Origin of the sequence: Neobacillus jeddahensis, from assembly GCF_000612625.1 — a bacterium.
Lineage (GTDB): Bacteria > Bacillota > Bacilli > Bacillales > Cytobacillaceae > Neobacillus > Neobacillus jeddahensis.
The window spans coordinates 35010-61251 of record NZ_CCAS010000023.1 but is presented as its reverse complement, the minus strand read 5'-3'; the positions used below and the strand labels follow the sequence as shown (position 1 = coordinate 61251).

The 26242-nt window shown below is 38.0% G+C and carries 30 protein-coding genes and 1 tRNA gene; 11 read left to right on the top strand and 20 right to left on the bottom strand.

What is annotated here, in order from left to right; all coding sequences use genetic code 11:
• Window positions 1-111: 111 nt before the first annotated feature.
• Window positions 112-184, bottom strand: a tRNA-Val gene (locus tag TY15_RS12135).
• A 167-nt stretch (window positions 185-351) separates the two neighbouring features.
• Between TY15_RS12135 and TY15_RS12130 the strand changes: the two genes are divergently transcribed.
• From TY15_RS12130 to TY15_RS12110, 5 genes are all read left to right on the top strand, one after another.
• Window positions 352-576, top strand: coding sequence for a hypothetical protein (locus TY15_RS12130; protein ID WP_040204573.1), 225 nt, complete (start codon window positions 352-354; stop codon window positions 574-576).
• A 109-nt stretch (window positions 577-685) separates the two neighbouring features.
• Window positions 686-1408 carry an alpha/beta hydrolase gene (locus TY15_RS12125; RefSeq protein ID WP_040204572.1) on the top strand — a complete coding sequence of 241 codons (723 nt, stop codon included), beginning with the start codon at window positions 686-688 and terminating at the stop codon, window positions 1406-1408.
• 140 nt (window positions 1409-1548) lie between these two features.
• Complete coding sequence (locus TY15_RS12120) at window positions 1549-2061, top strand: YjcG family protein (protein ID WP_040204571.1); 513 nt, start codon at window positions 1549-1551, stop codon at window positions 2059-2061.
• A gap of 6 nt (window positions 2062-2067) precedes the next feature.
• Window positions 2068-2496: a GNAT family N-acetyltransferase gene (locus TY15_RS12115; protein WP_040204570.1), complete on the top strand. Its 429-nt coding sequence runs from the start codon at window positions 2068-2070 to the stop codon at window positions 2494-2496.
• Between the two features lie 136 nt (window positions 2497-2632).
• Window positions 2633-4936, top strand: coding sequence for a UvrD-helicase domain-containing protein (locus tag TY15_RS12110; protein WP_040204569.1), 2304 nt, complete (start codon window positions 2633-2635; stop codon window positions 4934-4936).
• A gap of 88 nt (window positions 4937-5024) precedes the next feature.
• Here the strand turns inward: TY15_RS12110 and spoVIF are convergent, their stop codons facing one another.
• The 7 genes from spoVIF to TY15_RS12080 all read right to left on the bottom strand — a co-directional run bounded on the left by spoVIF (window position 5025) and on the right by TY15_RS12080 (window position 8746).
• Window positions 5025-5279 (bottom strand): sporulation-specific transcription regulator SpoVIF, encoded by a 255-nt coding sequence (spoVIF, locus tag TY15_RS12105; protein ID WP_040204595.1) that lies wholly within the window; start codon window positions 5277-5279, stop codon window positions 5025-5027.
• Window positions 5280-5409: 130 nt separating this feature from the next.
• Window positions 5410-5526: a YjcZ family sporulation protein gene (locus TY15_RS23655; RefSeq protein ID WP_074432806.1), complete on the bottom strand. Its 117-nt coding sequence runs from the start codon at window positions 5524-5526 to the stop codon at window positions 5410-5412.
• Between the two features lie 107 nt (window positions 5527-5633).
• The gene (gene spoVAE / locus TY15_RS12100) at window positions 5634-5990 is read right to left on the bottom strand and encodes a stage V sporulation protein AE (RefSeq protein WP_040204568.1); all 357 of its coding nucleotides are present in this window, start codon (window positions 5988-5990) and stop codon (window positions 5634-5636) included.
• A 4-nt stretch (window positions 5991-5994) separates the two neighbouring features.
• Window positions 5995-7020 carry a stage V sporulation protein AD gene (gene spoVAD / locus TY15_RS12095; protein ID WP_040204567.1) on the bottom strand — a complete coding sequence of 342 codons (1026 nt, stop codon included), beginning with the start codon at window positions 7018-7020 and terminating at the stop codon, window positions 5995-5997.
• Window positions 7021-7497, bottom strand: a complete 477-nt coding sequence (gene spoVAC, locus TY15_RS12090) for a stage V sporulation protein AC (protein ID WP_040204565.1) — start codon at window positions 7495-7497, stop codon at window positions 7021-7023.
• 15 nt (window positions 7498-7512) lie between these two features.
• Entirely contained in the window at window positions 7513-7980 is a 468-nt protein-coding gene (locus TY15_RS12085; RefSeq protein ID WP_040204564.1) for a YhcN/YlaJ family sporulation lipoprotein, read from the bottom strand.
• A gap of 409 nt (window positions 7981-8389) precedes the next feature.
• On the bottom strand, window positions 8390-8746 hold the full coding sequence (locus TY15_RS12080) for a DUF1360 domain-containing protein (RefSeq protein ID WP_040204562.1): 357 nt from the start codon (window positions 8744-8746) through the stop codon (window positions 8390-8392).
• Window positions 8747-8883: 137 nt separating this feature from the next.
• Here TY15_RS12080 and TY15_RS12075 point away from each other — a divergent pair, with 137 nt between their 5' ends.
• Window positions 8884-9396, top strand: coding sequence for a CotY/CotZ family spore coat protein (locus tag TY15_RS12075; protein ID WP_040204561.1), 513 nt, complete (start codon window positions 8884-8886; stop codon window positions 9394-9396).
• Between the two features lie 72 nt (window positions 9397-9468).
• Here the strand turns inward: TY15_RS12075 and TY15_RS12070 are convergent, their stop codons facing one another.
• The 3 genes from TY15_RS12070 to TY15_RS12060 form a co-directional block, all read right to left on the bottom strand.
• Window positions 9469-9969, bottom strand: a complete 501-nt coding sequence (locus tag TY15_RS12070; RefSeq protein WP_040204560.1) for a CotO family spore coat protein — start codon at window positions 9967-9969, stop codon at window positions 9469-9471.
• Between the two features lie 178 nt (window positions 9970-10147).
• The gene (fabI, locus tag TY15_RS12065) at window positions 10148-10918 is read right to left on the bottom strand and encodes an enoyl-ACP reductase FabI (RefSeq protein WP_040204559.1); all 771 of its coding nucleotides are present in this window, start codon (window positions 10916-10918) and stop codon (window positions 10148-10150) included.
• A gap of 110 nt (window positions 10919-11028) precedes the next feature.
• Window positions 11029-12888: a monovalent cation:proton antiporter family protein gene (locus TY15_RS12060; RefSeq protein ID WP_040204558.1), complete on the bottom strand. Its 1860-nt coding sequence runs from the start codon at window positions 12886-12888 to the stop codon at window positions 11029-11031.
• 87 nt (window positions 12889-12975) lie between these two features.
• Here TY15_RS12060 and prpE point away from each other — a divergent pair, with 87 nt between their 5' ends.
• The gene (prpE, locus tag TY15_RS12055; protein WP_040204557.1) at window positions 12976-13716 is read left to right on the top strand and encodes a bis(5'-nucleosyl)-tetraphosphatase PrpE; all 741 of its coding nucleotides are present in this window, start codon (window positions 12976-12978) and stop codon (window positions 13714-13716) included.
• Between the two features lie 46 nt (window positions 13717-13762).
• Here the strand turns inward: prpE and TY15_RS12050 are convergent, their stop codons facing one another.
• The 4 genes from TY15_RS12050 to TY15_RS12035 are packed head-to-tail and all read right to left on the bottom strand — an operon-like array spanning window position 13763 to window position 16572.
• Window positions 13763-14668, bottom strand: coding sequence for an RluA family pseudouridine synthase (locus tag TY15_RS12050; protein ID WP_040204556.1), 906 nt, complete (start codon window positions 14666-14668; stop codon window positions 13763-13765).
• Between the two features lie 14 nt (window positions 14669-14682).
• On the bottom strand, window positions 14683-15477 hold the full coding sequence (locus TY15_RS12045; RefSeq protein ID WP_040204555.1) for an NAD kinase: 795 nt from the start codon (window positions 15475-15477) through the stop codon (window positions 14683-14685).
• Between the two features lie 48 nt (window positions 15478-15525).
• Entirely contained in the window at window positions 15526-16164 is a 639-nt protein-coding gene (gene yjbM / locus TY15_RS12040) for a GTP diphosphokinase (RefSeq protein ID WP_040204554.1), read from the bottom strand.
• 45 nt (window positions 16165-16209) lie between these two features.
• Window positions 16210-16572 (bottom strand): UPF0738 family protein, encoded by a 363-nt coding sequence (locus TY15_RS12035; RefSeq protein ID WP_040204553.1) that lies wholly within the window; start codon window positions 16570-16572, stop codon window positions 16210-16212.
• A gap of 157 nt (window positions 16573-16729) precedes the next feature.
• Between TY15_RS12035 and TY15_RS12030 the strand changes: the two genes are divergently transcribed.
• From TY15_RS12030 to TY15_RS12020, 3 genes are all read left to right on the top strand, one after another.
• Entirely contained in the window at window positions 16730-17320 is a 591-nt protein-coding gene (locus TY15_RS12030) for a CYTH domain-containing protein (RefSeq protein WP_040204552.1), read from the top strand.
• 158 nt (window positions 17321-17478) lie between these two features.
• On the top strand, window positions 17479-17889 hold the full coding sequence (locus TY15_RS12025) for a globin domain-containing protein (protein ID WP_040204551.1): 411 nt from the start codon (window positions 17479-17481) through the stop codon (window positions 17887-17889).
• Window positions 17890-17908: 19 nt separating this feature from the next.
• On the top strand, window positions 17909-18751 hold the full coding sequence (locus TY15_RS12020) for a ClpXP adapter SpxH family protein (RefSeq protein ID WP_042374512.1): 843 nt from the start codon (window positions 17909-17911) through the stop codon (window positions 18749-18751).
• Window positions 18752-19287: 536 nt separating this feature from the next.
• Here TY15_RS12020 and pepF read toward each other — a convergent pair.
• From pepF to spxA, 5 genes are all read right to left on the bottom strand, one after another.
• Window positions 19288-21108, bottom strand: coding sequence for an oligoendopeptidase F (gene pepF, locus TY15_RS12010; protein WP_040204550.1), 1821 nt, complete (start codon window positions 21106-21108; stop codon window positions 19288-19290).
• 133 nt (window positions 21109-21241) lie between these two features.
• The gene (locus TY15_RS23185; protein WP_052353767.1) at window positions 21242-22438 is read right to left on the bottom strand and encodes a competence protein CoiA; all 1197 of its coding nucleotides are present in this window, start codon (window positions 22436-22438) and stop codon (window positions 21242-21244) included.
• Window positions 22439-22540: 102 nt separating this feature from the next.
• On the bottom strand, window positions 22541-24052 hold the full coding sequence (gene cls, locus TY15_RS12000; RefSeq protein WP_040204548.1) for a cardiolipin synthase: 1512 nt from the start codon (window positions 24050-24052) through the stop codon (window positions 22541-22543).
• 75 nt (window positions 24053-24127) lie between these two features.
• On the bottom strand, window positions 24128-24799 hold the full coding sequence (mecA, locus tag TY15_RS11995) for an adaptor protein MecA (RefSeq protein ID WP_040204546.1): 672 nt from the start codon (window positions 24797-24799) through the stop codon (window positions 24128-24130).
• A gap of 316 nt (window positions 24800-25115) precedes the next feature.
• Window positions 25116-25511, bottom strand: coding sequence for a transcriptional regulator SpxA (spxA, locus tag TY15_RS11990; protein ID WP_040204545.1), 396 nt, complete (start codon window positions 25509-25511; stop codon window positions 25116-25118).
• A 530-nt stretch (window positions 25512-26041) separates the two neighbouring features.
• Between spxA and TY15_RS11985 the strand changes: the two genes are divergently transcribed.
• The gene (locus tag TY15_RS11985; protein ID WP_040204544.1) at window positions 26042-26227 is read left to right on the top strand and encodes a hypothetical protein; all 186 of its coding nucleotides are present in this window, start codon (window positions 26042-26044) and stop codon (window positions 26225-26227) included.
• The last annotated feature ends 15 nt before the right edge of the window (window positions 26228-26242 follow it).

Sequence of the window (26242 nt, the reverse complement as noted above, 5' to 3'; positions counted from 1 at the left end):
GGTCAAAACTTATAAATTCTTATATTATAAGAAAAAACTTTTTCAAGGCTTCTAGCTTACAAAAAAAGCTAAAAACCCGATAAATAAAGGTTTTTAGCTTTTCTAATTGTATGACCTGTGAGGGGTTCGAACCCCCGACCTCAACCCTGTCAAGGTTGCGCTCTCCCAGCTGAGCTAACAGATCTCGTATTAAGGTACAATATTAATTATAGTTAAAAAACACAAAAAGTCAATAGATAACTTTCTTCCAAAATATTTTGCACAAAAAAAGAACGAATGTTCTAAGATTATTGAATAAAGAACGAATGTTCGGCTATACTTTAGTATATAAAGATGAAAGGAGTGTTCATATTGGATGGGTTATTGATTCGTTCGATTGAAGAAAATCTGCCATTAGAAATGATTTATCTTGCTGAAAACCATGAGCTCTCACAGCGCAAACTGATTGTCAAGGAAGTTACTGATGACTACATTCGCGCTTATTGCTTTACCCGAAAACAGATGCGTACATTTAAACGGGAAAACATACTTTCCATCTTACCTGGAACCCCTACAAAAAGCCGCTACCTTCACTAATCCCAATTCTACTACCCATCATCATAAATCACTTCCCCTTCTAAAAGTATTTACTCTTTAGTTATGGTAAAATGCTGTTGTACCGATCGAATCATGGGGGGAATATCGTATGGAATTTCCAAAAGGCACAATCGCAGAACATACCTTTCACAGTAAAGAGCTTGGAGAAGAACTGCAGCTATTGATCTATTTACCTGCAAACTTCTCACCTCTTTACAAATACTCCCTGCTGATCGCTCAAGATGGCCGAGATTACTTCCAGCTAGGTAGAATTGGACGGTTAGCAGACGAATACCTTTATCAAAGAAAGATTGAAAATGTTATCATTGTTGGGATCCCTTATAAAGCTGTAGACGACCGCCGGCGAAAGTATCACCCGGATGGTGACCAAAACCAACAATATATCCGCTTCCTAGCACATGAATTAGTGCCTTTTCTTGATAAAGAATTCCCAACCTATCAAATGGGTTCCACCAGGGCACTGATTGGTGACTCACTTGGGGCCACTGTCTCTTTCATGACTGCCCTGCAATATCCACACACATTTGGAAAAGTATTACTTCAATCTCCTTTTGTGAATGAAAAAGTATTACATATGGTTAAGAACTTTACAGAAGATCATCTAGTTGAAGTCTACCATGTCGTTGGTACAGATGAGACAGCTGTTCCGACAACAGACGGGAAAATCAGTGATTTTCTTCAACCAAATCAACAGTTGGCCAAAATGATTGCAGAAAAATCTTTTCCCTATTTTTATGAAGAATTTAACGGAAATCATACTTGGACCTACTGGCAGCCTGACTTAAGACGAGCCCTTAAAATGTTCTTTTAGTCGCCCTCCCCTTGTCACTAGTTTTCTGGACAAGATGGTTATTTATTTTATGTATTTTGAAAATTTGTTATAATAGAATATAAGCGGTGTTGAGTATTATTTTTTTAAAAAAATAAATTCATTTATATGGAGGGTACCGTATGAAATTTGGTGTTGTTATGTTTCCATCAAAAAAGCTCCAAGACTTAGTCAATTCGTATCGAAAACGCTATGATCCGCATTATGCCTTAATTCCTCCACACTTAACTTTAAAGAATGCCTTTGAGGCAACAGAAGAGGCTGCAAAGGATTTTGCTGATAAATTACGAGAAATTGCAAGTAACACAAGTCCGTTCTCATTAAAAACTTCCAAAATTAGTTCATTCCAACCCGTAAATAATGTCATCTATTTTAAAATAGATCCAACGGAAGCGCTTGCTAGCTTGCATGCTGAAATAAACCATGAGTTTAGCGAACAAAACATAGAATATGCCTTTGTTCCCCATATTACTATCGCTCAAAAACTGTCAAATGATGAGCACTCTGATGTCTTTGGCTCTCTTCGGATGACTAGGGTCGACCATGAGGAAACGATTGATCGCTTCCATTTACTTTATCAATTGGAAAACGGTTCATGGACCGTTTATGAAACATTTCGACTTGGAAAGGAATAATTTATCGTGCCAGTAAAAGTAGTTGAAAATGAAAAAGAACGTGAAGATGCCTACACAGTTAGGAAGATTGTTTTTGTTGAAGAACAAAATGTCCCTTTGGAAGAGGAAATCGATCAATTCGAAGAGGAAGCCACACATTTTGTCATGTATCAGGATGAGATAAAAAAAGCGGTTGCTGCTGGCAGGTTCCGTGTTGTTGATGGCTATGGAAAAGTAGAACGGATCTGTGTGTTAAAAGAAGCTAGGAAACTTGGTGCAGGAAAGGCCATGATGGAGGCAATCGAACATTACGCCCAAACACAAGGCTTGCACAAATTAAAACTAAACGCGCAAACCCATGCCATCCCCTTCTATAGCAGTCTTGGTTATGAAGTGGTTTCCGAAGAATTTCTAGATGCTGGCATCCCCCATAAAACGATGTTAAAAGAAGTATAATCCCTAAAAGCACTTGCCGAATACAAACGGCAGGTGTTTTTTTATATTTTTGGATAAATAAGCAAACACTTTCCGTTATGAATTGGTTTTGATATGATAGTACATGTCTGACTTATAGAAATAGAGGTTTAAATCGATGAAAACTGCTATTTATCAAAATCAACATATTAGACTCGATCAACTAGATCGTGATCAATATCAAAAAATATTTCTTGCAGGTAAAAATAGTTTGTTACACTGCCCCTCCTGTCAGGAGAAGGTCCGTTTGTATCTTGGAATTCAAAACACCCCATATTTTTTCCATACACACTCACCTGAAAAACAATGTTTGGAGCCGACTCCTTCGGTAGCTCAAATTGATGATTCCGAACACTTTATCGAACGGAACGGCTTTAAAATGCCTCAAGCTAGGATGATTACAGACACCCCTAAAAGTGTAGATCCCTTTCTCCCGGCAATCGACATAGAAAACACATTCCCTTATAAAAAGACAAACGGTGGAATGGATCAAGAACTTCCTCCGTATCTACTCAATCTGGCGGAAAATGGGGTTATTCTAGATGAAAGTCAGGCGAAAGCCGTACTAGAAACTGAGGGCTCGTTATTAGTTCTTTCCGGTGCAGGTAGTGGAAAAACAAGGGTCTTAACTGCACGGACAGCCTATATGTTAAATGTAAAAGAGGTTGAACCAAGTGCAATCATGCTCGTAACCTTCACTTCAAAAGCAGCCACTGAAATGAAGAACCGTTTACTCTCCTATCCACAAATGAAACGGGAAAAAGTCAATCAACTCGTGACTGGGACATTTCATAGTATTTTCTATCGTATTTTGATGTTCCATGATGCCGCAAATTGGTCATCTCACAAACTATTAAAAAAAGAATGGCAGCGCGAAAGAATTCTCAAAGAAGCAGGTAAGGAGCTAAACTTATCTGAGAAAGAATTTGCTTATGATTTAGCTCTCCAACAGATCGGCTTTTGGAAGAACTCACTTTTGTTTCCTAATCAAGTAATACCCCTATCAGAGTGGGAAGAAAAAGCAGTCTACTTGTACCAGCGATATGAGGAACACAAGCAACAGGAAGGACTGTTTGATTTTGATGATATGCTGATTGGCTGCTATCAGCTTTTGTGTTCCGCTCCTAGTCTGCTTGAACAATACCAAAACCGATTCCATTATTTTTTAATTGATGAGTTTCAGGATATTAACAAGGTCCAATATGAGCTCATTAAATTGCTTTCAGGAAAATATAAAAATGTATGTGCTGTCGGTGATGATGATCAGGCGATTTATTCGTTCAGGGGAAGTGACCCTAGTTATTTACTAGACTTTGAAAAGGATTTTCCTTACGCAAAGCAAATTACCCTTGACCAAAATTATCGTTCCTCCCATGAAATTGTCACAGCTGCCAATCAATTGATCGCAGCAAACAAAGTAAGAAGAGCCAAGAAGATGAAAGCACAATTTTCGTTAGGATCGATGCCGCAATTATTTTTCCCTTATGATGAAGAAGAAGAAGCAACGATGATTGTTACGGATATACAAGAGCGAATCTCCAAGGGGGCGAACCCTGCCGACTTTGCGATTCTTTATCGGACTAATGCTGGTTCCCGCGCCGTCTTTGAGCGTTTAGCCAGTTCAAACTTGCCATTCAAAATTGATATGGATGCAGAGTCCTTTTATGATCGCTATATTGTTAGAAGTGCCCTCTCGTTTTTAAAGGTAAGCTTAAATGAGGATGATCCACAAGCACTAGCTGATATCTTACCATTATTATTTTTAAAACAAACGGTCCTTCAAGAACTAAAGGCACAAAGCATCCTGAAGGATTGCAGTTTTCTTGAGGCCCTTTCCCACTTGAAAACAGCTCATGCCTTTCAAGAAAAAAAACTTAAAAAAGCCGCTACGCTCATACGTGGTCTAAAGCACTTGACCCCATTGATAGCCATTGAGAAAATTGAAAAAGATATTGGTTTCCTTGATTTTCTCAAAAAACGCGGTAATGAATCGAATAAGCTCGAAAAGGGTTCAGACGATCTAAAGGATCTTAAAGTAGCAGCTAAGAGCTTTGATACCATCGAGGCACTGTTGGCCCATGCTGAGCATATGTCTGCAATGAACAAAGAAATAAAGAATCTAAGTAAGCATTTTACTGACGTTATCAGTCTTAGCACCATCCACAGATCTAAAGGTCTTGAGTACAAAACCGTTTATATCATTAGCGCCGTTGATGGCAGCTTGCCGCATGACTTTGCGCTCGATGCTTATCGAAATGGTGACTTTGCCGCTATTGAGGAAGAACGGAGATTATTTTACGTTGCAATGACCCGTGCCAAGGAACAGTTGTTCATCTCCGTTCTCAAGAATAGAAGAGGGAAAAAGGCCAACCGTTCAAGATTTTTAACCCCTATAATGAAAAAGAAGAAGACCACTCCATAATGTAGGAGGGGTCTTCTCTTCTATCCTGAAGTATAGGTTGTATCGATCACACTTAGTGGATGAATCCACCTTGAGTTATCGAACAGCGTTATTTTTTATTCATCATTTGGGCAATCGTATTGAAGTCTAGTTGCTTCCCATCGTTAACGATAGATTTAACAATTTGATCTTCCATTTCTTTATTAACTGGTTTATTGGCAATTTGTGAAACCCTTCTAATTACATTACGAACTGTTTTCTCATCTTTAAAATTAGCATTTTGTAGGGAATTGGCTAAATCAAAGATATCCTTCATATTGACGCCCGTTTTCTTTTCTATATTTTTAAAAAATCCATTATCCATAATCAAAATTCACGCTCCTTCATAAACTACTTTATTCTATGAAGGGAGGGTGAAAGTGTGAAAAAAAGGTGAAGAAAGGGCTGGCCACATTTTTGGGCCAACCCTTCCATCGAAACAAGCTTATTATTTATTAATAAAAGCTTGCACCGACAATGATTAAAAGAATGAATAGAACAACGATTAATACAAAAGTTGAACCGCCGCCGTATCCACCACCGTAGCCGTAGCCGCCGTATCCAAAGCACATAGACTGTCACCTCACTTAAGTAATCTCATTAATAACATATGATATTACTTAAGCAAGTGTACTGGGCATGACAGCTAATCGTAGCATTGAATAATAAAATGTGTATTTTATCCTTTAGGCTTGAAAATGAGGGCCCCAATAAATCCAAAAACAATCGCAGCAGAAATACCAGAACTTGTCACTTGGAACATGCCTGTTAATACACCAATGATTCCATGTGCCTTCGCATCCTGAAGTGCCCCATGAACGAGGGAGTTTCCAAAGCTTGTAATCGGTATGGTGGCTCCAGCTCCAGCAAAATCAACCAATGGCTCATATAGGCCGAATCCATCCATTACAGCTCCAATCACGACAAGCAAGCTTAGTGTATGTCCTGGTGTAAGTTTCGCTACATCAAATAATAACTGACCAATCACACAGATTAATCCACCGATCACAAATGCCCAAAAAAACATGGCCAGCATTGCCTCACCCCTTTTCTCCATTCATCTCAATTGCAACTGCATGGGCTATACATGGAATCGATTCGTTTTGCTGAAAGCTAAGCGGAGACAGTAAGGCCCCAGTCGCCACCACTAGCATTCGTTTGTAGGTACCCTTTTTCATCTCATTTAAGAGATGACCATATAAAACAGTAGCCGAACAACCGGCCCCACTTCCCCCTGCTTGAACCGGTTGATCCTCTTTATACATCAACAAACCACAATCCTGAAATTGCTTTCGTTCTAAGTTTAATCCACTTTTATTAAGTAATTCGAATGCGGTATCATGCCCCACTCTTCCTAAATCACCTGTTACAATTAAATCATAATAAGAAGGCTCCAATTGCATATCACGAAAATGAGCAATAATGGTGTCAGCCGCTGCCGGTGCCATCGCCCCCCCCATATTAAACGGATCAGTTAAGCCCATATCAATGACTTTTCCGATAGTAGCAGAGGTGGTCACCGGGTTTTCCTTTTCGGGATCATTTGGCTCTACGAGGGCTATCCCTGCCCCTGTAATGGTCCATTGTGCAGTTGGCGGCTTCTGACCACCATATTCTGTTGGATAGCGGAATTGCTTCTCTACCGCAGCATTGTGACTGGAGGCACCTGTCAACACGTATTTCGCCCCTTGGTAATTAACGACAAACGAGGATAGCGCCAAACCTTCCATCGAGGTAGAGCAAGCACCAAAAAGCCCAAAGTAAGGAATTTGCATGGTCCTTGCTGCAAAGCTAGTGGGAGTTATTTGATTAATCAAGTCACCGGCGAATAAAAATTGCACTTGTTCTTTCTGAATGTTCCCTTTTTGCAACGTCACCTTAATCGCATCTTCAAGCAACAAACGGTGAGCCTTTTCATATGATTCTTTTCCCATCCAGAGGTCTTCATATAATAGATCAAAATCATTGGCTAATCTTCCATTAGCTTCAAATGGACCACCTGTGACCCCTGTTGCTGTAATCATTGGCCGATTTTCGAATACCCACGATTGATGTCCCTTTAGCAATTACAAAACCCCCCACATCACGAGTAACGTTTTAATTAAGGCCACAACAAAAGCAGAAAAAACACCGAATAAGATTACTGAACCGGCAAGCTTAAACATATTCCCGCCAACACCAAGTACAAACCCTTCGGTACGGTGTTCAATGGCTGCAGAAATGACAGCATTTCCGAATCCAGTAACGGGTACAGCACTTCCTGCTCCAGCAAATTGCCCAAGTCGATCATATACGCCAAATCCTGTTAATATCATTGAAAAAAACACCATTGTTGCCACAGTAGGATTTCCCACACTCTGTTCCGTAAAATTAAAAAAGTATATGTAAAAATAACTGACGGCTTGGCCAATCATACATATAAGCCCACCAACAAAAAAAGCTTTTATACAGTTTTTCAGCACAGGCCTTTTTAACTCATGTTTTTGCTGAAGTGTTTGGTAATTCTGCTGCTGAGGGGTCATATTTTTTTGCTTGCTCGCCATCTTGATCGCCCTTTCTTACTTCAAATCTTCCGTCATTTTAACTATTTCCTTGAAGCGGTTTTCCGCCTTTTGTTGCGAAAACTTTGATGACTTTATATGCTCATTTAATCTTACCGATTCTAGAAAAATTTTATAATCACTAGAAACTGTGAAGTTTTCTTTAGGATGTTTCGCTTCCAACATCTTATTTACTTGTTTTTCAATTTTTTTCATTTTAAAACGATGTAAATGCTTCACTTTATAGACAACTAGGGTATCCTGTTTCCCTTTTACGACGGCCACATCATAAATTTCTGGTAGCGAGCTAACTTCCTTTCTAATTTCCTCTACCCCATCACTGTCTTTTTTTTGATTCGTCATGATGGGGGAAGGATTCGTTGTTTTCATTAGGGCCAAGGAGCTATCCTTGACCGGTTGATTATGATTACAAGCTGCCAGTAATAGTAAACATGTCCCTATTAACCATCGATATATATTAATCATTTGCTTCCCTTTCCTTGTTTCATTTTTGACGTTTCAGCTACTACTTAGTTTTTTCGTTAAAGTAAAAAATTATGACTAAGAATGTAAATTTCCGTAAAATATAAAAAACTGCCAGAGCTCCCAGCAGTTTTCCCCATTATTTGGATGTCCTTTTACCGCATCCACAGCCTTTTTTCTTTTTTTTGGTTGACGTTTGATAGGCTTGTGTTGATGCCTTGCTTTTCTTTTTGGTATTCATCGTCTCTCTCCTTTTGGATAATCTGTATCTAGTAGTTAGAATATGTGTCAACATCGAGTCTTGTCTCAGCAAGTTAATTATTTTTTAAAGAAAAATCGCCGATTGGCGAGCTCAAAAGGGCGAAGACAGAGGCGTAGTTGCACTTATGCCTGATAGGAAAGTTATGCTTTCTTATCGGCCGAGAAAAAATTGCACAATTAATTCGATGATGGCGGCTAGACCTGCAATCGCTAGGATTAGGATGATAGGCGTGGAAAAAGCTGGGTATATATAAGAGATTACTACAATAAGGATTGTAGCCCATATACCTGTACACCAATAACAGCTAAGGAGTTCACCCATAAATTTTTTAAACCCTGTTTTCTTTGGTAGATAATAAGTCTCTATTTCCCCCTCCTCATTTTCCTCATTTACCTCATCATAGAAAGGAAAGCGAATAAACTCAAAAATTTTATCAAAGACCAATAATCTTGTCAGCCTAAAACTCGCAAGTGATAAAATGAGCAGGTTTAAAAAAGTAATTTCCATGGATGTAGATCCTTTCTATACAATTTGAGCCGTCACACGCCTAATTTTGACAAACAAGGCCATTGTCCGTAACCCAAAAGCGCTCTGTGAAATATGTTAGTAATGTAAGATATATCACGGAATAAGGAGGAAAAAAAATGGGTTGTGGTAACAATCAAAACAATTTAAGCAGTGAAAACTGCGTGTGTGAAGTAGTTCGAGCTATAAAAGATATCCAAGATAATGCAGTAGAAGAAGAATGTGCAGAGTGTACTAGTTGTTTTAGCGAGCCACTTGGGACAATGGTATCACCAGCTAGAAGGGAACCTGTCGATACTCGTGTATTTGTTCTTAGTACGGCTGATGGAACACCATTTCATGCATTCTTAACAGACGAATGCGATGCTTGTGTTTCGATCTTCTTCCGCGTCGAAGAAGTATTTGACAATTGCTGTGCAACGCTTCGTGTGTTAGTACCAGGACATCGTGATAGCGATGGTCACTTTTCACCAACTAACCTCGTATCAAGCGGAGACAAATGCTGCATCGATCTTAAAAAGGTTTGCAAGGTCGACAGATTCCGCGCCAGCAGAGATTGCATTACAGTTGACTTAAGCTGCTTCTGTGCAGTCCAATGTATCGCCGATGTAAACCTAGGAATTTGCAACTAAAAATGTGAAAGCTTTTGCTTCCTTTATTGGATGAAATGAGCCAGTCGTCAATCGGCTGGCTTTTTTATGCAGTTATTTCTTTATCCCGATCATAATGATATTCTTTAATTCCTCAAATGGAATGGTTCTCGTAGTATTGTCTTTCGATTGAATGGTGACTTGTTGGGGAGTGTACTCTGTTAGGTATCCTTGATAATTATTTTCAGTAGTATAAAAGACGCATGGAACAGGGGGAAGTACTTTTGGAAAGTTAATTAGATAGTCTAGTCGCTCCAGTAAGTCCATTTCTTTAAAAGACTTCACTCGATTAAATGAGGCCCGATGTAATTTTTCCTTGTTATTGGCAACTGATTGAATGGAAGCATCCTCTGATTTGACTTCCGTCCCTTGTTCGATGTCTTTTTTTACCAGAGAGAGCTTCTTCCTTGCCTCCTTCTCTACCGGTATTTCCTCCTTAACAAATTCCTGATTTTGTTTATTTGTAAATACTTCCTGCATGTTGTTATTTGTTGGATTCTTGGAAAAAGGCTGGTGGATATAGAGAAGGGGTCCTTGACTCTTCTTTGTCGACAATACTGCACCTCCTAGATAGGTATTCATACACTTTATATGTATGCAAAATGCCTATACTCGTTCCCCTAATATCTGGAACACAATTAAAAAAGCCTGCTCAGCAGACTTTTTTAATATTAGATATTCACTTTGAGAACAATTTTAAAATACATATACGGTTTATCTGAGGTTATTCTTATTAAAGAATATGGTATCCAGAATCAACATGAATGTTTTCACCGGTAATTCCTCTGGAGAGATCACTGAACAGGAATATAGCCGTGTCGCCAACTTCCTCAGGAGTCGTTGTTCGACGTAATGGTGCCTTCTCTTCAATCTCACTTAGAATAGAGTTAAATTCACCAATTGCTTTCGCTGATAAGGTACGGATCGGACCAGCAGAAATGGAATTCACACGAATACCGTGTTTTCCAAGATCTGCTGCTAAATAACGAACGCTTGCATCTAAAGATGCTTTCGCAACTCCCATCACATTATAGTTTTGAATCGCACGCTCGCCGCCCAAATACGTTAATGTCACAATGCTGCCACCCTCAGTCATTAAGTCTCGAGCTGCCTTTGCAACTGCTGTTAATGAAAACGAGCTAATATTATGTGCTAGCAAAAAACCATCCCTAGTTGTATTCGAATAATCACCTTTTAAATCTTCTGTTTTTGCAAATGCGATACAATGTGCCAACCCATGAATCGTGCCAACGGCCTCTTTAATTTCACCGAAGCACTTTTCAATTGCCTCATCACTCGTTACATCACATGGAAGTACTAAAGTGCCTTCAGCCTCTAAAGAATTGGCTAAATCTCGAACACTGCTTTCAATTCTCTCGCCAGCGTACGTAAAAATTAATCTCGCTCCTGCCTGATGCAATGAACGAGCAATCCCCCATGCAATACTACGTTTATTTGCTACACCCATTACCACATATGTTTTTCCCGATAAAGAAAGATTCATTTTGATTGGTCCTCCTACTATAAATACAAGTTATTAGTACTTGGTACTAAGTTTACACTAAATCGCCATAAATGAAAAGATAGTATTTCTAATGCAAACATTTATAGCTGTTAACATGTTTCACAAAATTCTAATTCTCTTTTTAGTTCGTCTACATATTCCTTCGAGCCAGTTACAATTAGTCGGTCATGCATTTGTAATTCTGTGTCTCCGTGCGGAACGATGGAATCCTTCCCCCTAAAGATTCGCACAAAAATGATATCACCGGTAAACGGAAAGCGTCGTAAGGACATCCCGTCAAACTGCATGTTCTCCATGACTATTTGATAAAGCCCTGCATCTTGATTTGTTAAAATGTTGATCACGGCTGGTGATTCAATTAATGCCCGAAGCAACGCCTTTGTAGACATCAATGAAGAAAAAACTTCAATATCATGCTCTCGCAATTTTTGTTCTAAATCAGGATTCTCAATTCGGGCAATCACCCTTTGAACTTTATTGTCTTTAGCTGCTAAAGACAAGGTGGCATTTACATTTTCATCACCTGTCGAGAGTACCACAATATCCGCTTGATAAACGTTAATATCTGCAATCGTTTCAGCGGAATAATCGGGAATTTCAACAATATCGAATAACGAATTAGCAATTTGTTTTTCGGATTTATCCATTTTGGTATGATAAAGAATCGATTCATAAAGACTTGACTTTAACTCCATGGATAGCGAGAGTGTGACCTGATTGGCACCAATAAAAGCCACACGAATCTTTTTGCCAGCTGCCACTTCTTTCGGAAACAGCTTCTTAAAAACGACTGGTGTAAAAATGGACGTAATCACAGCAACCAATATTAAAGTACCACTCATCTGTGGAGTTATGACTTCCATTCGTTCGCCAATCGTTGCTGCAGCAATCACTAAAGACAAAGTTGACGTTAGTAAAAAGCCTGACGAAATAACCGTTTTTGCATCATACCAAACTTTCAAAAGGTAGACCGGAATTAGTTTAGATAGCAGTAGTCCCAACAATAAGAGTGGGATTAATAGGAGAAGCTTCCTATCGCTAAAAAGCGACCACACATCAAGATTAACACCAATCATCACGAAAAAAATCGGGATTAAAAAGCCATAACCAAAGGAATCAAGCTTATGTACAAGCTCCTGATTTGGTGATAATAACGAAACAAGCACCCCCGCAAGAAATGCACCAAGGATATTTTCAGCACCGACTGTTTCAGACAGCCCCACTAATACAATAATAAGTGTGAAAACAGCTCTTGTTCCGATTTGTACTGTTCCCGTCGACAAGCTTTCAATAAAGGATCGATTCTTAAATCTTTTACCAATAAAATAAAGAAGAATACCCGCCGCGAACAGAATCAAAAGTAACCATGTATTGCCATGCCCCACTTCATATAAAGACACAAAAACGGCTAATAAAATCATCGTCACTAAATCAGCGATTACAGCAACTAGTAGGATGATTTGGCCAATGACCGTTTTCATCAAATGAGCTTCCTTTAGGGTTGGCACTACTACACCTAGTGATATGGTCGATATAATCAATGTCATTAAAAAGGCATTATCAATAAAACCCGCTAAGACAAAGAAATACGATAGGATCAAAGAAAAAATAAATATTCCGGCAAAGATGAGTGAAGCTACTGCAAAAGTATGTGGCTCTTTCTTTCCATTTGGGAGAATTTCTCGCTTTTTACTTCCTGCAAACGCAGTAAAATCTATTTCAAGTCCACTTAAAAACATTAAAAAAATAAATCCAAGTGTCGACAATGTAGAGAGCCAAACATCTTGATGAACGACATCAAAGCCACTTTTCCCTATGATTAATCCCATAATAATTTCCGCAACGACAACAGGGATAACATTCAATTTAAACCGATGAAGAATAATCGGAGTTAGAAATGCCATTGTAACCACAACCAGCAAAGAAATAACGGATACATGCTGTTCCATTTTTGTACCACCTCTCATAATAAGGATTTTTTGATAAAAACAAGGGATTCCACAGAAAATAACCAGACAATCAGGAGGTGCACTTCTATGAAAATAGATATTATCGGTGATATCCATGGATGTTTTACCGAATTCAAAGATCTCACGTTAAGGCTTGGCTATAGTTGGGAGAGCGGATTTCCATCTCATCCGGATCACAGAGCTCTTGGTTTCGTAGGTGACTTAACCGATCGGGGGCCAGCCTCATTACAAGTAATAGAGACGGTATGGCAGCTTGTAATCAATCATAAACAGGCATATTACACTCCCGGAAACCATTGTAATAAGTTATATCGGTACTTTCTAGGAAACAAAGTTCAAGTTACACACGGCCTGGAAACGACTGTCGCAGAATATGAATCATTATATAATAAAGAGCAGGATTCCATTCGCAAAAAATTTATCGAGCTTTATGAAAAGGCACCACTCTACTTAGTATTAGATAGTGAGAAGCTTATTATAGCCCATGCAGGGATTAAACAAGAATTCATTGGCAAGTCACATGGAAAGGTTAAAGAATTTGTTCTGTACGGTGATATCACTGGAAAAAAGAATCCGGACGGGACACCCGTGAGACTTGATTGGGCGAAAACATATAATGGTGATGCCTGGATTGTTTACGGGCATACTCCTGTTAAAGAGCCTAGAATCCTGAACAATACCTATAACATCGATACCGGTGCAGTTTTTGGAGGAAAGCTTACAGCATTAAGGTACCCTGAAATGGAAATCGTTTCAGTTCCTTCTACTATGCCATATTTTGCAGAGAAATTTAAACAATTTGACTGACTTCGGAAGAAGGAGTCTTAACGGCCGTAAAAAAAGGAGGTTGACCCTATAAATAAGGATCAGCCTCGATCGTATCTTGTATATCCTGAGGAAATGGTGCCGTAAAGGTCATTTCCTTTCCCAAGAGGGGATGTGTGAATGTGATCTTTTTACAATGAAGTGCCTGCCTTTTTATGTAAGCAGTATCTCCCCCATATAAATCATCACCTAAGAGGGAATGGCCAATATATGACATATGGACTCTAATTTGATGCGTTCTCCCCGTCTCAAGCCGCAGTTCAATCTGGGAAAAATGACGGTGCCTCCTGATTACTTGATAATGGGTACAGGCATATTGACCATCCTCACGAACCTCTCTCTCAATGATACTGGTAACTTTCCGACCTATTGGTGCAACGATTGTCCCGCTATTTGCTTCAACAGACCCACTAGTCAATGCAGCATAGGTCCTCTTAACCTGACCATTTTGTTGCATTTTACTAAACAAATGATGGACATGGCGATGTTTAGCAATTAACACAAGCCCTGAAGTATCACGATCAAGTCGGGTAACAATGTGAGTGGTTGCCTGAAGAAGCCTCCGCTGATAATACCCTATGAGTGCATTGGCTAGACTCCCAAAAGGGTGTTCACGAGACGGAATCGTGTTCATACCTGCAGGTTTGTTGACAACAAGTAAAAATTCATCTTCATATACAATCGTTAACGGGATATCTTCCCCCTTCATTCCTTCACTGGGAATCTCAGGCGGAAAGATTACCGTTAACTTATCACCCACCATTAACTTATATCTAACATTTACTTCCACATCATTAACAAAAATATTTCCGCCTTTAAATTTTATATCCGTTAATGCGGTCCGTGAAATGTCTTCAATTTTTAAAAAATCCTTTAACAGCATGCCAGCCTTTCTTTCATCAATCAACCAATTCATTTTAAATCGAGATGCCATTATACCCCTCCAGTTCAATCAGAAATAAATGAATCATGAACTCTTTTCCAGAAAGGAAATGGTCTGAAGCGGGCAAATCGAATTTTTTCTTCTGGGACCCTAAATTGAATGGATTTAACATCCTTATGAAGAAGCGTCAGATGATCGATCGTCACTTGAAAATCAGAGCGGTTAACAGGTTTTAGCATACACGTATGGTGCGACGGAAGGATCAGTGGCGAGCCAACAGTTCTAAACACCTTGTTATTGATAGATGCCATTTCCGCTACCTGAATAGCTGAAATTGACGGATGGATAATGGCCCCTCCAAGAGCTTTATTATAGGCCGTACTACCTGAAGGCGTGGAAACGCAAAGTCCATCCCCACGGAACCGTTCAAAGTGCTGACCACGAATTTCAACATCCATGACAAGTGTACCCTCAACACTTTTAACGGTAGATTCATTTAGTGCCAAATATCGTGATTCCTTCCCAGCATGCGTATAACGGATGATGACCTCAAGCAATGGGTACTCAACGACTTGAAAGGGTGTTTTTGCAATGGCAATGACAAGCTTTTCAATTTCATCAGGGATCCAGTCAGCGTAAAAACCGAGATGTCCCGTATGAATACCAACGAAAGCCGTTTTACTTAGCCGGCTGCTGTAACGGTGAAAGGCATAAAGAAGCGTCCCATCTCCGCCGATTGAAACAACAATATCCGGTTGATCTTCATCATATACAAGATCAAAATCAAGTAAATACGTCCTCATTTTGTGCATCAATATATTTGATTTTTGATCTCCCTTTGACGTTATCGCAAATTTCATCTCTTTATGCTCCTTGTACAAAATGGCTTTCAAAAGGCGGTTTGCTCATCAATTTTTTTCTTCTTGCTTCAACTCTTTTTTTCTTGAAAAAAAAGCTTGGGCTTCCTGGATTTCACCCCGGATTAACGACATTTCCTCGTCTAGACGAAAAGCCGCTTCGGCAGCTCGTTGCAGCCTCATTTGGATATCTGTTGGAAAAGCACCTTTGTATTTATAGTTCAGCGAATGTTCAATCGTTGCCCAGAAATTCATGGCTAACGTCCTAATCTGAATTTCAGCAAGTATCTTCTTTTCTCCGTGAATTGTTTGAACAGGGTAACTGATCACCACATGATAAGAGCGGTACCCACTCGTTTTTTTATGTGAAATATAGTCCCTTTCCTCAACAATTTCTAGATCATTACGATTTCTTAATAAGTTCACAACTGTATGTATATCATCAACAAACTGACACATGATTCGCATACCAGCAATATCTTGCATTTCCTCTTCTAATCGATCTAGTGGAATGCCCTTTTGATTGGCCTTATCCAAAATACTCGCGATTGGCTTTACTCGACCTGTAACAAATTCTATTGGTGAATGGGAAGAATTTAGTTCAAATTGTCCCCTCATTCCCTTTAATTTAACCTTTAATTCTGAAATAGCCTGTTTGTATGGGGCTAAAAATGACTCCCAATGCTTCATGATACCACCTCATTAAAAACAAATTACGATAAAAAAGTACCGTTTTTACAAGAATACCCCTTCTACCTTTGTGACCATTTCATGACCATAGTTACTATTACCCTTAATATTGCTAATAATATATTCTAATTCCTCTTGAAAATTAACTAGTTCGATTTGGTCGTCATTAGTAGACAGCTTAACTGGCAGTTCTTGTTCTTGTGCGGCCTTTAATGATGGCCAAATAGTTTCAGGTAAGACGATATATGTATACTCCTCTTGATCTTCCATTAAGTAAATAAATGAACATTGAGTCGAGTCCACCAGAATCTGTTCTGCAGGGATCAACCCATTAATTGATTCATTTGTTTCTAAAATTAGTTTATTATCAGTGATTATTGCCTCTAAGATTGTTATTCTTTTCTTCATCTTCATACCTCCATCTTTCACCCTCCTATTTTAGCATAATTCATCTATTTCTCCCAAAGAATCAGGTTTATTGAAAAGGAAAATGTCCAATTCTGGACACAAATAAAAATGTAAAGGTATGATGAAAGAAACCCCCTTCGTGAAAGGATGACGGACAATGTCACAAAATATTGAAATAGAGTTTAAAAACCTACTTACAAAAGCAGAATATGAAAAATTCCTCGTGGAGTTTAACCTTGATAAGCAGCAAATTTTCTCCCAGGAAAACCACTACTTTGATACAAAAGATTTTGCATTGAAGAATTTAGGGGCTGCTTTACGCATCCGTAAAAAGGGCGGTGCATATGAGATGACACTAAAACAACCGGCAACTGTTGGGCTACTTGAAACAAATCAACGATTAAGTACCGAGGATGCTACCGTTGCCCTTCGCTTTGGTCAACTACCGAGCGGTCAAATTCAACAGTTAATCGGGGAAATGAGTATTCCCTTTTCAGAAATCGAATATTTCGGCTCACTCACTACAAATAGAATGGAATGGAAATACAAAAATGGTTTACTAGTTCTAGATCATAGTTCCTATCTAAACTTTGAAGATTATGAACTAGAATATGAAGTAGAAAACTTTCAAGAAGGACAAAAAACATTCCAAGAATTACTTAAACAAATGGAAATTCCGGTACGGAAGACCGACAATAAAATTCGCCGTTTTTACAACAAAAAAAACAAACAGCAAACTTCAAATTAGAGGCACACCATTCTCCCTCTTTAGTAAAAAATCACTCCATTGTATACATTAATGAGGTGGATAGCTTAAAAAATAGGTCATTTCAAGGCAATTCATTTGAGATATGAAATAGGCATTGTTAAAATATGAATACAAAAGATATTAAAGGGGTTGTCAACATGATTGAGAAAAAGCTTACACCATTTGAGGCGATTGGTGAAAGTACGCTGCATCGACTGGTCGACACTTTTTATGACCTTGTTGCACAACATCCTGACCTTGCTCCAATATTCCCAAATCAATTCACAGAAATTGCCCGGAAACAAAAACAATTTCTAACTCAATATTTAGGCGGGCCATCTATTTATACAGAGGAGCATGGGCATCCGATGATGCGTGCTCGTCATTTACCATTTCCCGTTACACCTACTCGTGCAAAAGCATGGTTATCTTGTATGACACGTGCGATGGACATCATTGATTTCCATGGTCCACTACGAGAGGAATTATTCGCCCGACTAAATCTTACTGCCCAACATATGATCAACACGCCTGATGACGGCGAGATAACAGGTGAAAATCGTGACTAATCCTAAATTGCCCAGTTTCATGAAAAGGTGTAGCGGCAGTGACAGAAAGCCTTTAGAGATTTATTTATTTATTGATCCGCTATGCCCCGAATGTTGGGCACTTGAGCCAATTCTTAAGAAGCTACAAATTGAATATGGACCCTATTTTTCAATTAAGCATGTATTGAGTGGACGATTAGCTGATTTACATTTGAGTAGAAAAAAGAGTTATGAAAATATTGCTCAAGTTTGGGAAAAAACAGCAAGTAGATCGGGAATGTCGTGCGATGGCAGCCTTTGGTTAGAGAATCCGATCGACAAGCCATATGCCGTTTCGATTGCCTTAAAGGCTGCTGAGTTACAAGGCAGACGAGCGGGACTACGGTTTCTTCGCCGGATTCAAGAAATGTTATTTTTAGAAAAACAAAACACCTCGGACCTTGAAGTGTTAAAGGAATGTGCCGATAGTGCAGGTTTGGATGTAGAAGAGTTCATGACTGATATTCATTCTGAAAGTGCTGCAAAAGCATTCCAATGCGATTTAAAGATAACTTCCGAAATGGATGTTAATGAAATCCCAACGCTCGTTTTTTTTAATGAAAATATCGAGGACGAAGGGATCAAGATTACTGGATCCTATCCATATGAAGTGTATGTCCAAATACTAGAAGAGATGCTTGCAGAAAGGCCCGAAAAATCTCCTCCACCACCTTTAGAGACGTTTATGCAATTTTTTAAATTTGTCGCTTCAAAGGAAATTGCTGTTGTTTACAATATGTCGATTTCACAAATTGAACGGGAAATGAAAAAGTTGTTATTAAAACAAGTGGTCGAGCAAATCCCGGCAAAATATGGGACCTTTTGGAGATATATCGAAGACTAGACAAATGCTTGTCCAACTGGATGGGCATTTTTTTGATGAAACAGAAAACTGTATTGTTTTTAAGCAAAATAAAATGCCTTGCAGTTTATGCTGCAAGGCATTTCTCTATTAATACGAACAAAGGGGATGGGAGAAATTTTTCACGGTCAAACAAAGGGGTATATGTTTGTTGTGATCAACTTCACGCATTAAATATACCATGCGTTTCAAGCTGATGACAATAAGTATGTGCTTTATTTCACATTATTGTCAAAAAGTCATAAGTTCACGAAATGGACAATAGACATATTAGTATAGTCAGTATCTCAAGAGGTGAATATTACTGTGGGCAATTTTCCTTTTTTCATGATGATTCTTTTTATCGTAATCGCCTTTTTTCTGCATGTGTTAGCGCTGATAAAGATCTTTCCACTTCTTCTCAGTACACCGATTTTATTTATTTCTATTTTTATCTTCATTTTTTATCTAAATGATCGAAAACGATTTAGAGGATTTTAAAAGGATGGCAGCCATAAATGGCACCATCCCTTTTATTTTTACGATAAAAGCTTTTCTAGTTCATTTAGTTTTTCTTCAAATACCTTACATGCATTTTTAATTGGGTCTGCACTGGTCATATCAACGCCCGCTTTTTTGAGCACTTCAATAGGATAATCTGAGCTTCCAGCGCTGAGGAATTCTCCTATATACCGTTTTACAGCTGGCTCGCCTTCATCTAATATTTGTTTACTTAAAGCAGTAGCCGCACTAAAGCCTGTTGCATACTGGTATACATAGTAATTGTAATAGAAATGCGGAATTCGTGCCCATTCTAATCCGATTTCCTCATCAATAATAATATCTTCTTCACCAAAATACTTCTTGTTCAATTCATAATAGGCTTCTGTTAATGAATCAGCTGTTAAGGCCTCATTATTTTGCGCCTTTTGATGAATAAGGTGTTCAAACTCGGCAAACATTGTTTGTCGAAATACAGTCCCTCTGAAGCCTTCTAAATAATGATTGAGAAGATAAATACGTTTTTGTTCATCATCGATCGTTTTTAATAAATAATCATTCAGCAACGCTTCATTGCAAGTGGAAGCGACTTCCGCCACAAAAATGGAATAGTTCCCATACGGATATGGCTGAGATTTCCGAGTATAATAGCTATGAACAGAGTGCCCAAACTCGTGAGCAAGTGTAAATAAATTATTGACATTATTCTGCCAGTTCATCAAGATATATGGATGTGTTCCATATGCTCCTGATGAATAGGCACCGCTGCGTTTTCCTTTATTCTCATGAACATCCACCCAACGATTCTCGAAACCCTCTTTTAAAATATTTGAATAGTCCTCGCCTAATGGTGCAAGCCCTTTAATCACTAGATCCTTTGCCTCATCATACCTAATTTCCATTTTGACATCTTTAACAAGCGGTGTATACAAGTCATACATATGAAGCTCATCTAGACCTAGCACTTTTTTTCGTAACTTTATATAGCGGTGTAGTAGATGTAAATTGTCAGAAACGGTACTAACTAAATTATCATATACACTTTCCGGTATATTGTTCCCTGAGAGTGCCGCATGTCTCGCAGAATCGTAGTTCCTAACACGTGCATTGAAATTGTCCTTTTTCACATTCCCACTTAACGTGCTCGCAAAGGTATTTTTAAAGGAACCGTATGTTTTGTAAACTGCCTTAAAGGCATCATGCCTAACGCGTTGATCAGCGCTCTCTAAGAAACGACTATAGCGCCCATGAGTAACTTCAACCTCTTCTCCATTTTCATCTTTAATGGTCGGGAATTCAATGTCAGCATTGTTCAGCATGCCGAACGTATTGCTAGACGCATCCATGATTTCACTCGCTTCAGCTAATAAGGCCTCCTGCTCTGCACTTAAGACATGTGGTCTTTGCAAATTAATTTCTTCAATGGCATGTTCATAAAGCTTTAATTCTTGTTTCTCATTAAGAAAACTCTTCACTTTGCCTTCGTCGATTGATAGAATTTCCGGCACAATAAAAGCTAATTGACTAGCTGCCTGAGAGTATAAATTTTTCATTCTATCATCTAAACCTTGGTAAAAGGAATTTGTCGTATCCTGGTCATAGCGCATGTGTGCATATGTATAAAGCTTCCCAAGTCGTTCCAGCAATTTATCTTGAAATTGAAGTGCTTTATACAGAATATCGGCATTTTCTCCTAATTTTCCTGTAAATTCTTTGATTCCCGGAATTTCGTTCTTTACTTCTTGAAACTCTTTTTCCCAATCTTTATCACTTGCAAAAATGTCTTCTAATTTCCATGTGTCTTCCACACTAATTTCACTTCTTACGGGCAGCGGCTTTACAGCAGTTTCATTTGCCATCATTCATCCTCCATTCAACTTTTCAATATGCGAAATAAATCACTTCTAAATATATTCTCCTCATTCTTCTATTTTCCTTTAAAAAGTCTTAAACTGACATACCACTATATTATGCCCATTTGCATACTTTCATTTATTGGATTAAAAGGATCCTCCTGTTTTTTTTATAAAAATCCCCCCTCGCCTCCTCCCTTTCTCGATTTGATATAGGAATGGTGATTTTCCGTTGCACTTCAAATAGACTGTCACTTTTTCTTCGCACAATGCCGAGCCTCTCTAAGAGCATCATATATTCGATGATGGGGAGAATGGGATTAAGCTGTTCGATCTGGGGTAGATTTCGTCGCATGATGTCATTACGGTATTTTCTTTTATTAAAATGGTCTTTAATTTCATGAAAGGAAATGGTATCGTTAGGATCCTTGTCGGCAAGGACGTCAAGATAGAAATATGTTTGCCAAATGATCAACGGAGTTTGAAGTAATAAAGAATGAGCAACGGGAAGTCCAATTTCTGGGGGCATTAAGAAAAGATTCAGACCTCGGTTATAGATTTCCTGAAAAAAATGTAGTTGTCCTGGTTGTGGATGAACTGACCAATTCAGAATTAGCTTTTCCATTTCAGAATTCCAGCTAGATAAATTAATCGTTTTAGACATATTTGGTTCCAACACATCTTCGACGGTCGTGTATTTCTTTGGATAAATGGAAGAATGGAAGAAGGCATTTTTAATCGAGAAGGATGTGATAGATTCTACAAATCGAAATTGACGTTGTTCGGGGCAATAGCTAGGAATATAAAGATTTCCAGTGGATGTACTTCGCACGAACAAATATTGAAAGTTCGATAATCCGATTAACGTTTTTCTCTTTTGGTGAATTTGATCACTTGAGAGAATCCAAAGTGGAATGTAATGATGGTCAAGGTATGATTTAGTCCTCTTGAAAAAGACATTCTCTGGTATCGTTGAGCACTGGTATTCTAAGGCATAGGTCTTATCATTAAATTTGAACAAAATGTCTGGTCGCTGTTGGATGTCGCTAATATAATACTCTAAGGCGGCGGGGATTTTTTGCCTAACTAGCCATTGAAAAAGTTGACGCTTCCCTTCCATGTGATAGAAAGATTCATTTTCATAAACATCGCGGCAGCTGCTTCCCTGCTTATGCGCAAAATGAAAGATCCGCCGATCACCTAATTTCAACACCACGCCTTCACCACATATCGGACAAATGAATTCCTCCTTATTGCGCAGAGACAAAAGCGACTCCTTGGTATAATCAAACCCAAGGCAAATTTTTTTACCTGTTATTGTTCGAGCTGTTAACAAAATAACTCTCCTCCTTTCTACCACATTAATTCGTCAAATTCTGCCAAAATCCCTTTTAAAAACTTCAAAAAACTCGTCAAATTTGACGAGTTTTCGGACTTTTTATAATAATGGTGAAAGTAATCGTGCTGTTGATTCTAGCAGTCTAAATCCAATATGCCTTTCTTGAAAGGTCTTTAGCTCTAACTGCTTGGCATATTTGAGGTCGTTTGTATACTCATCCACTAGTTTTTGAGTACTGTTGGTTCGGAATAAGAATGCATTCACCTCAAAATTCAAGTGAAAACTTCGCATATCCATATTGGAAGTCCCAATCGAGGCCAACTCCTCATCGACAATGATGATTTTACTATGCATAAATCCTCGTTCATATTCATACACCTTAACCCCTGCTTCCAGCAGTTCTGGGAAATAGGATCGTGATGCATGGAAGACAATTCGCTTATCAGGTCGGTTTGGTACAAGTAAACGGACATCAATTCCACTTAGTGCCGCGACTTTAAGAGCAGAAAAAATATCCTCATCTGGAATAAAATATGGTGAAGCAATCCATACTGACTTTTCTGCAGAGGCAATCATCGAGAAAAAGATATTTTTTATGACACTCCATTCATTATCAGGCCCGCCTGCAATAAGCTGGACGCCGCCATGAGACAGATGATCAATTTGTGGTGATAGGTATTCTGCTGTTAAAAAACTGTGATTTGTCATATAATACCAATCTTGCAAAAAAATAAGTTGGAGCGTCCTGACCGCTTCGCCTCTAAGCATTAGATGCGTATCACGCCAAAATCCAATATCTTTATTCCTACCTAGATATTCATCCCCAATATTTAATCCGCCTACAAAACCAATTGTTCCATCAATCACTACAATCTTGCGGTGATTTCGGAAGTTAAACTTATTATTTAAAAAAGGGAGTTTTACAGGACCAAATGGTACCGTTTCTACCCCAGCTTTTCTTAATTCATGAATATACTTCTTTGATAATTGCCATGACCCGACGGCATCAAACAAGAAACGGACCTTAACACCTTCGCATGCCTTTTCAATTAAGATATCCTTGATTTCCTGACCAATACGATCATGCCGAACTATGTAATACTCGAGATGGATATGGTGCCTAGCTCTTTTCAATTGTTCAATAATATATTGAAAGGTTTCCTCTCCATTTGTTAATACTTTTGTTGAAGTATCAAAAGAGATTGGACTATTCCCAAGCTTTTGGGCCAAATTAAACAACTTCCCTTGATGCTGCCTCATTAAGTTAATTTTTTCTGTATTTCTGGGATCATCCTCCCCTTCAACCGTTAAAAAGGCTTGTTTATCAAGAAAATACTTCTTTCTAAACATTTTCTCTTTCCGATAATTTCTCCCAAAAAGTAAGTAAAAGATAAAGCCAATCAGAGGAAAACTACCTAATACTACTAGCCATGTAATGGTTTGTGTAGGATGACGATTCTCAAGGAAGATGACAAACCCGATAAAAATAACAGAAAGCGAAATTAAAACACTTAAGAATCCAAAGACACCACTTTCCAATTTCTCCTTAAAGAAAAACAATAGTACGGATAAAACGGCCAAAAACAAGATAACCCTTACCGTGTTTTTCAATGCACTCACCCACCAAAACATTCAATTTAATAAAAGCTAAAAATACCGATTTCAAATGTGAAATCGGTATTTTATTTAGCTGAAATATTTTCGGATTTCTTCAAAGACATCTTTAGAAATAATCTCTTTCCCATATTCTTGAATTCGATGAATCGTTACCTGTGTTTCATAACCGTATTCAAGTAAAACACTGAGAATATCGTCAATTTCATCTTCCTCATATAAGTCCTCTGGAAATTCTGTATATAAATAATATTTACCTTCAAAATGATAGAGTTTCGTTACTAACTCGTCTAATCCTGCGCGATTTGATAAACCAATAACATCCTCAAAATCCCTAAAAACAAGCAAGAATTCCAAAGAGTCCTCTTCCGGCAGCATTTCTTCTTCATCAGTAAAATTCGGATTAAAATGTTGATCCAAGAGTTCTTCAATCTTTCCATCAACAGGAATGTCCTTTATTTTATCATTAGGAATCGGGAGCTCAAACTTTTGTCCATCCTTTGATAGCTGAGCTTTTGTTACAAGAACCTCTAACCCTTTATCGAGTGCTTGAACTTGGATCCACAGCGGGCCTTCGACGACAAAATCTTCTTCACCATGGACTTCATCCATCATTTCCCAAAAAAGTTCTTCACTTCGTTCCCGATTGTACCAAATTTCTTCGCGATCGAAGCCTCTTTCCTCAATATCGCCATAAGAAATATAGAACTTCACAGTATACTCATTAATGCGCTCAATCTCCATCATAACCTCTCCCTTCCGTTTTCCATATTGAAGGGACTAAATACCCCCAGCAGATATTGCCATTCATCATTTACCACAAAAAAAGTAAATACTCCTGTACTTTCATTTTATGTCAAAAGGACTAATAAGGGAAATGAAAAAAGGTGAATATCTAAAAAACCAATATATGCCTATGGTTTATATAAGATATTCTTTTTATTGTAGCAAAATGAATCCTAAACCACAAATAAACTGCATTTAGAAAAAGAGGACGAAATATTGAGCTAAACATACTTTCAGAGGAAAAAAAGACCTCTAAGATAGAGGCCTTTTAATTTTAATTTACCATTTTTTGTGCTTCACGCAATTGGAATGTTCTTACCCTTCTAGGTAAGAAACGTCTAATTTCGTCTTCATTATAACCAACTTGAAGCCGCTTTTCATCAATAATAATTGGACGACGTAACAAGCCAGGATTATCTTTGATCAATTTGAATAAATCTTGTAACGGCATTGCATCTAAATTAACGTCTAATTTTTGAAATGTTTTCGATCTTGTCGAAATGATTTCATCTGTCCCATCTTCAGTCATACGAAGAATTTCTTTAATTTCCTCCATCGACAATGGCTCAGAGAAAATATTTCTTTCAGTGTATGGAATTTCATGCTCTTCTAACCATGATTTAGCTTTTCTACATGATGTACAACTTGGTGAAGTGTATAGTGTTACCATCCGTTCTTCACACTCCTCTTTTATTTACAAACAATTTTCCATAACTATATAGTTAAATAAGCATTTTATAGTGGTTGGATCATTCATAATTAAAATTATTATAAATAAGTAATTTATATCATCAATTATACACCACTGTTTCTAAAAAAGGTATCCTTTTTTAAAAATTTCTAAAGTTACTCAAACATCGTAAAAAAAATTTCTTACATTATAATAGACGAATGATTTAGCAAAAAGTTTCATTATTTACTACTTTTTTTGTCGATTCTTTTTATTTCTTTTCATAGGTCTCTTGGTCTATAGCTGATTATTCTTCTTACAATTTTCATTATACTTGAAATTACTTAATTTATTATTAATTCTCATTCTCAATAGAATACCACAATTGAAAACGCATACATATTTTTAAAAACTTTCGTCTGTTTCCCTATTTTCCTCTTTCAATAATGTGCAAGTTCTTTTAAAATAAGGGATATGGGATATAAATTAATTCGTTTTCGGAATTTACCTAAAATGAAGGGGGTAAAATCATGGTTGCTTACATATCTGATTTAACAATTGTTGCCTTGCTCATTGTTGGTTTTACAGCATTAATGGGTGTTATCTCAAACGGTATAGGTGAAAAAATATTTGGTGGTAAAAAGCGCACTGAATTTGTCGATGAAGGGGCCAAATACCAAACTGGTTGGAAAGCTGTCGGTGGTAAAAGAAAATAACGGAACAGTCGATTC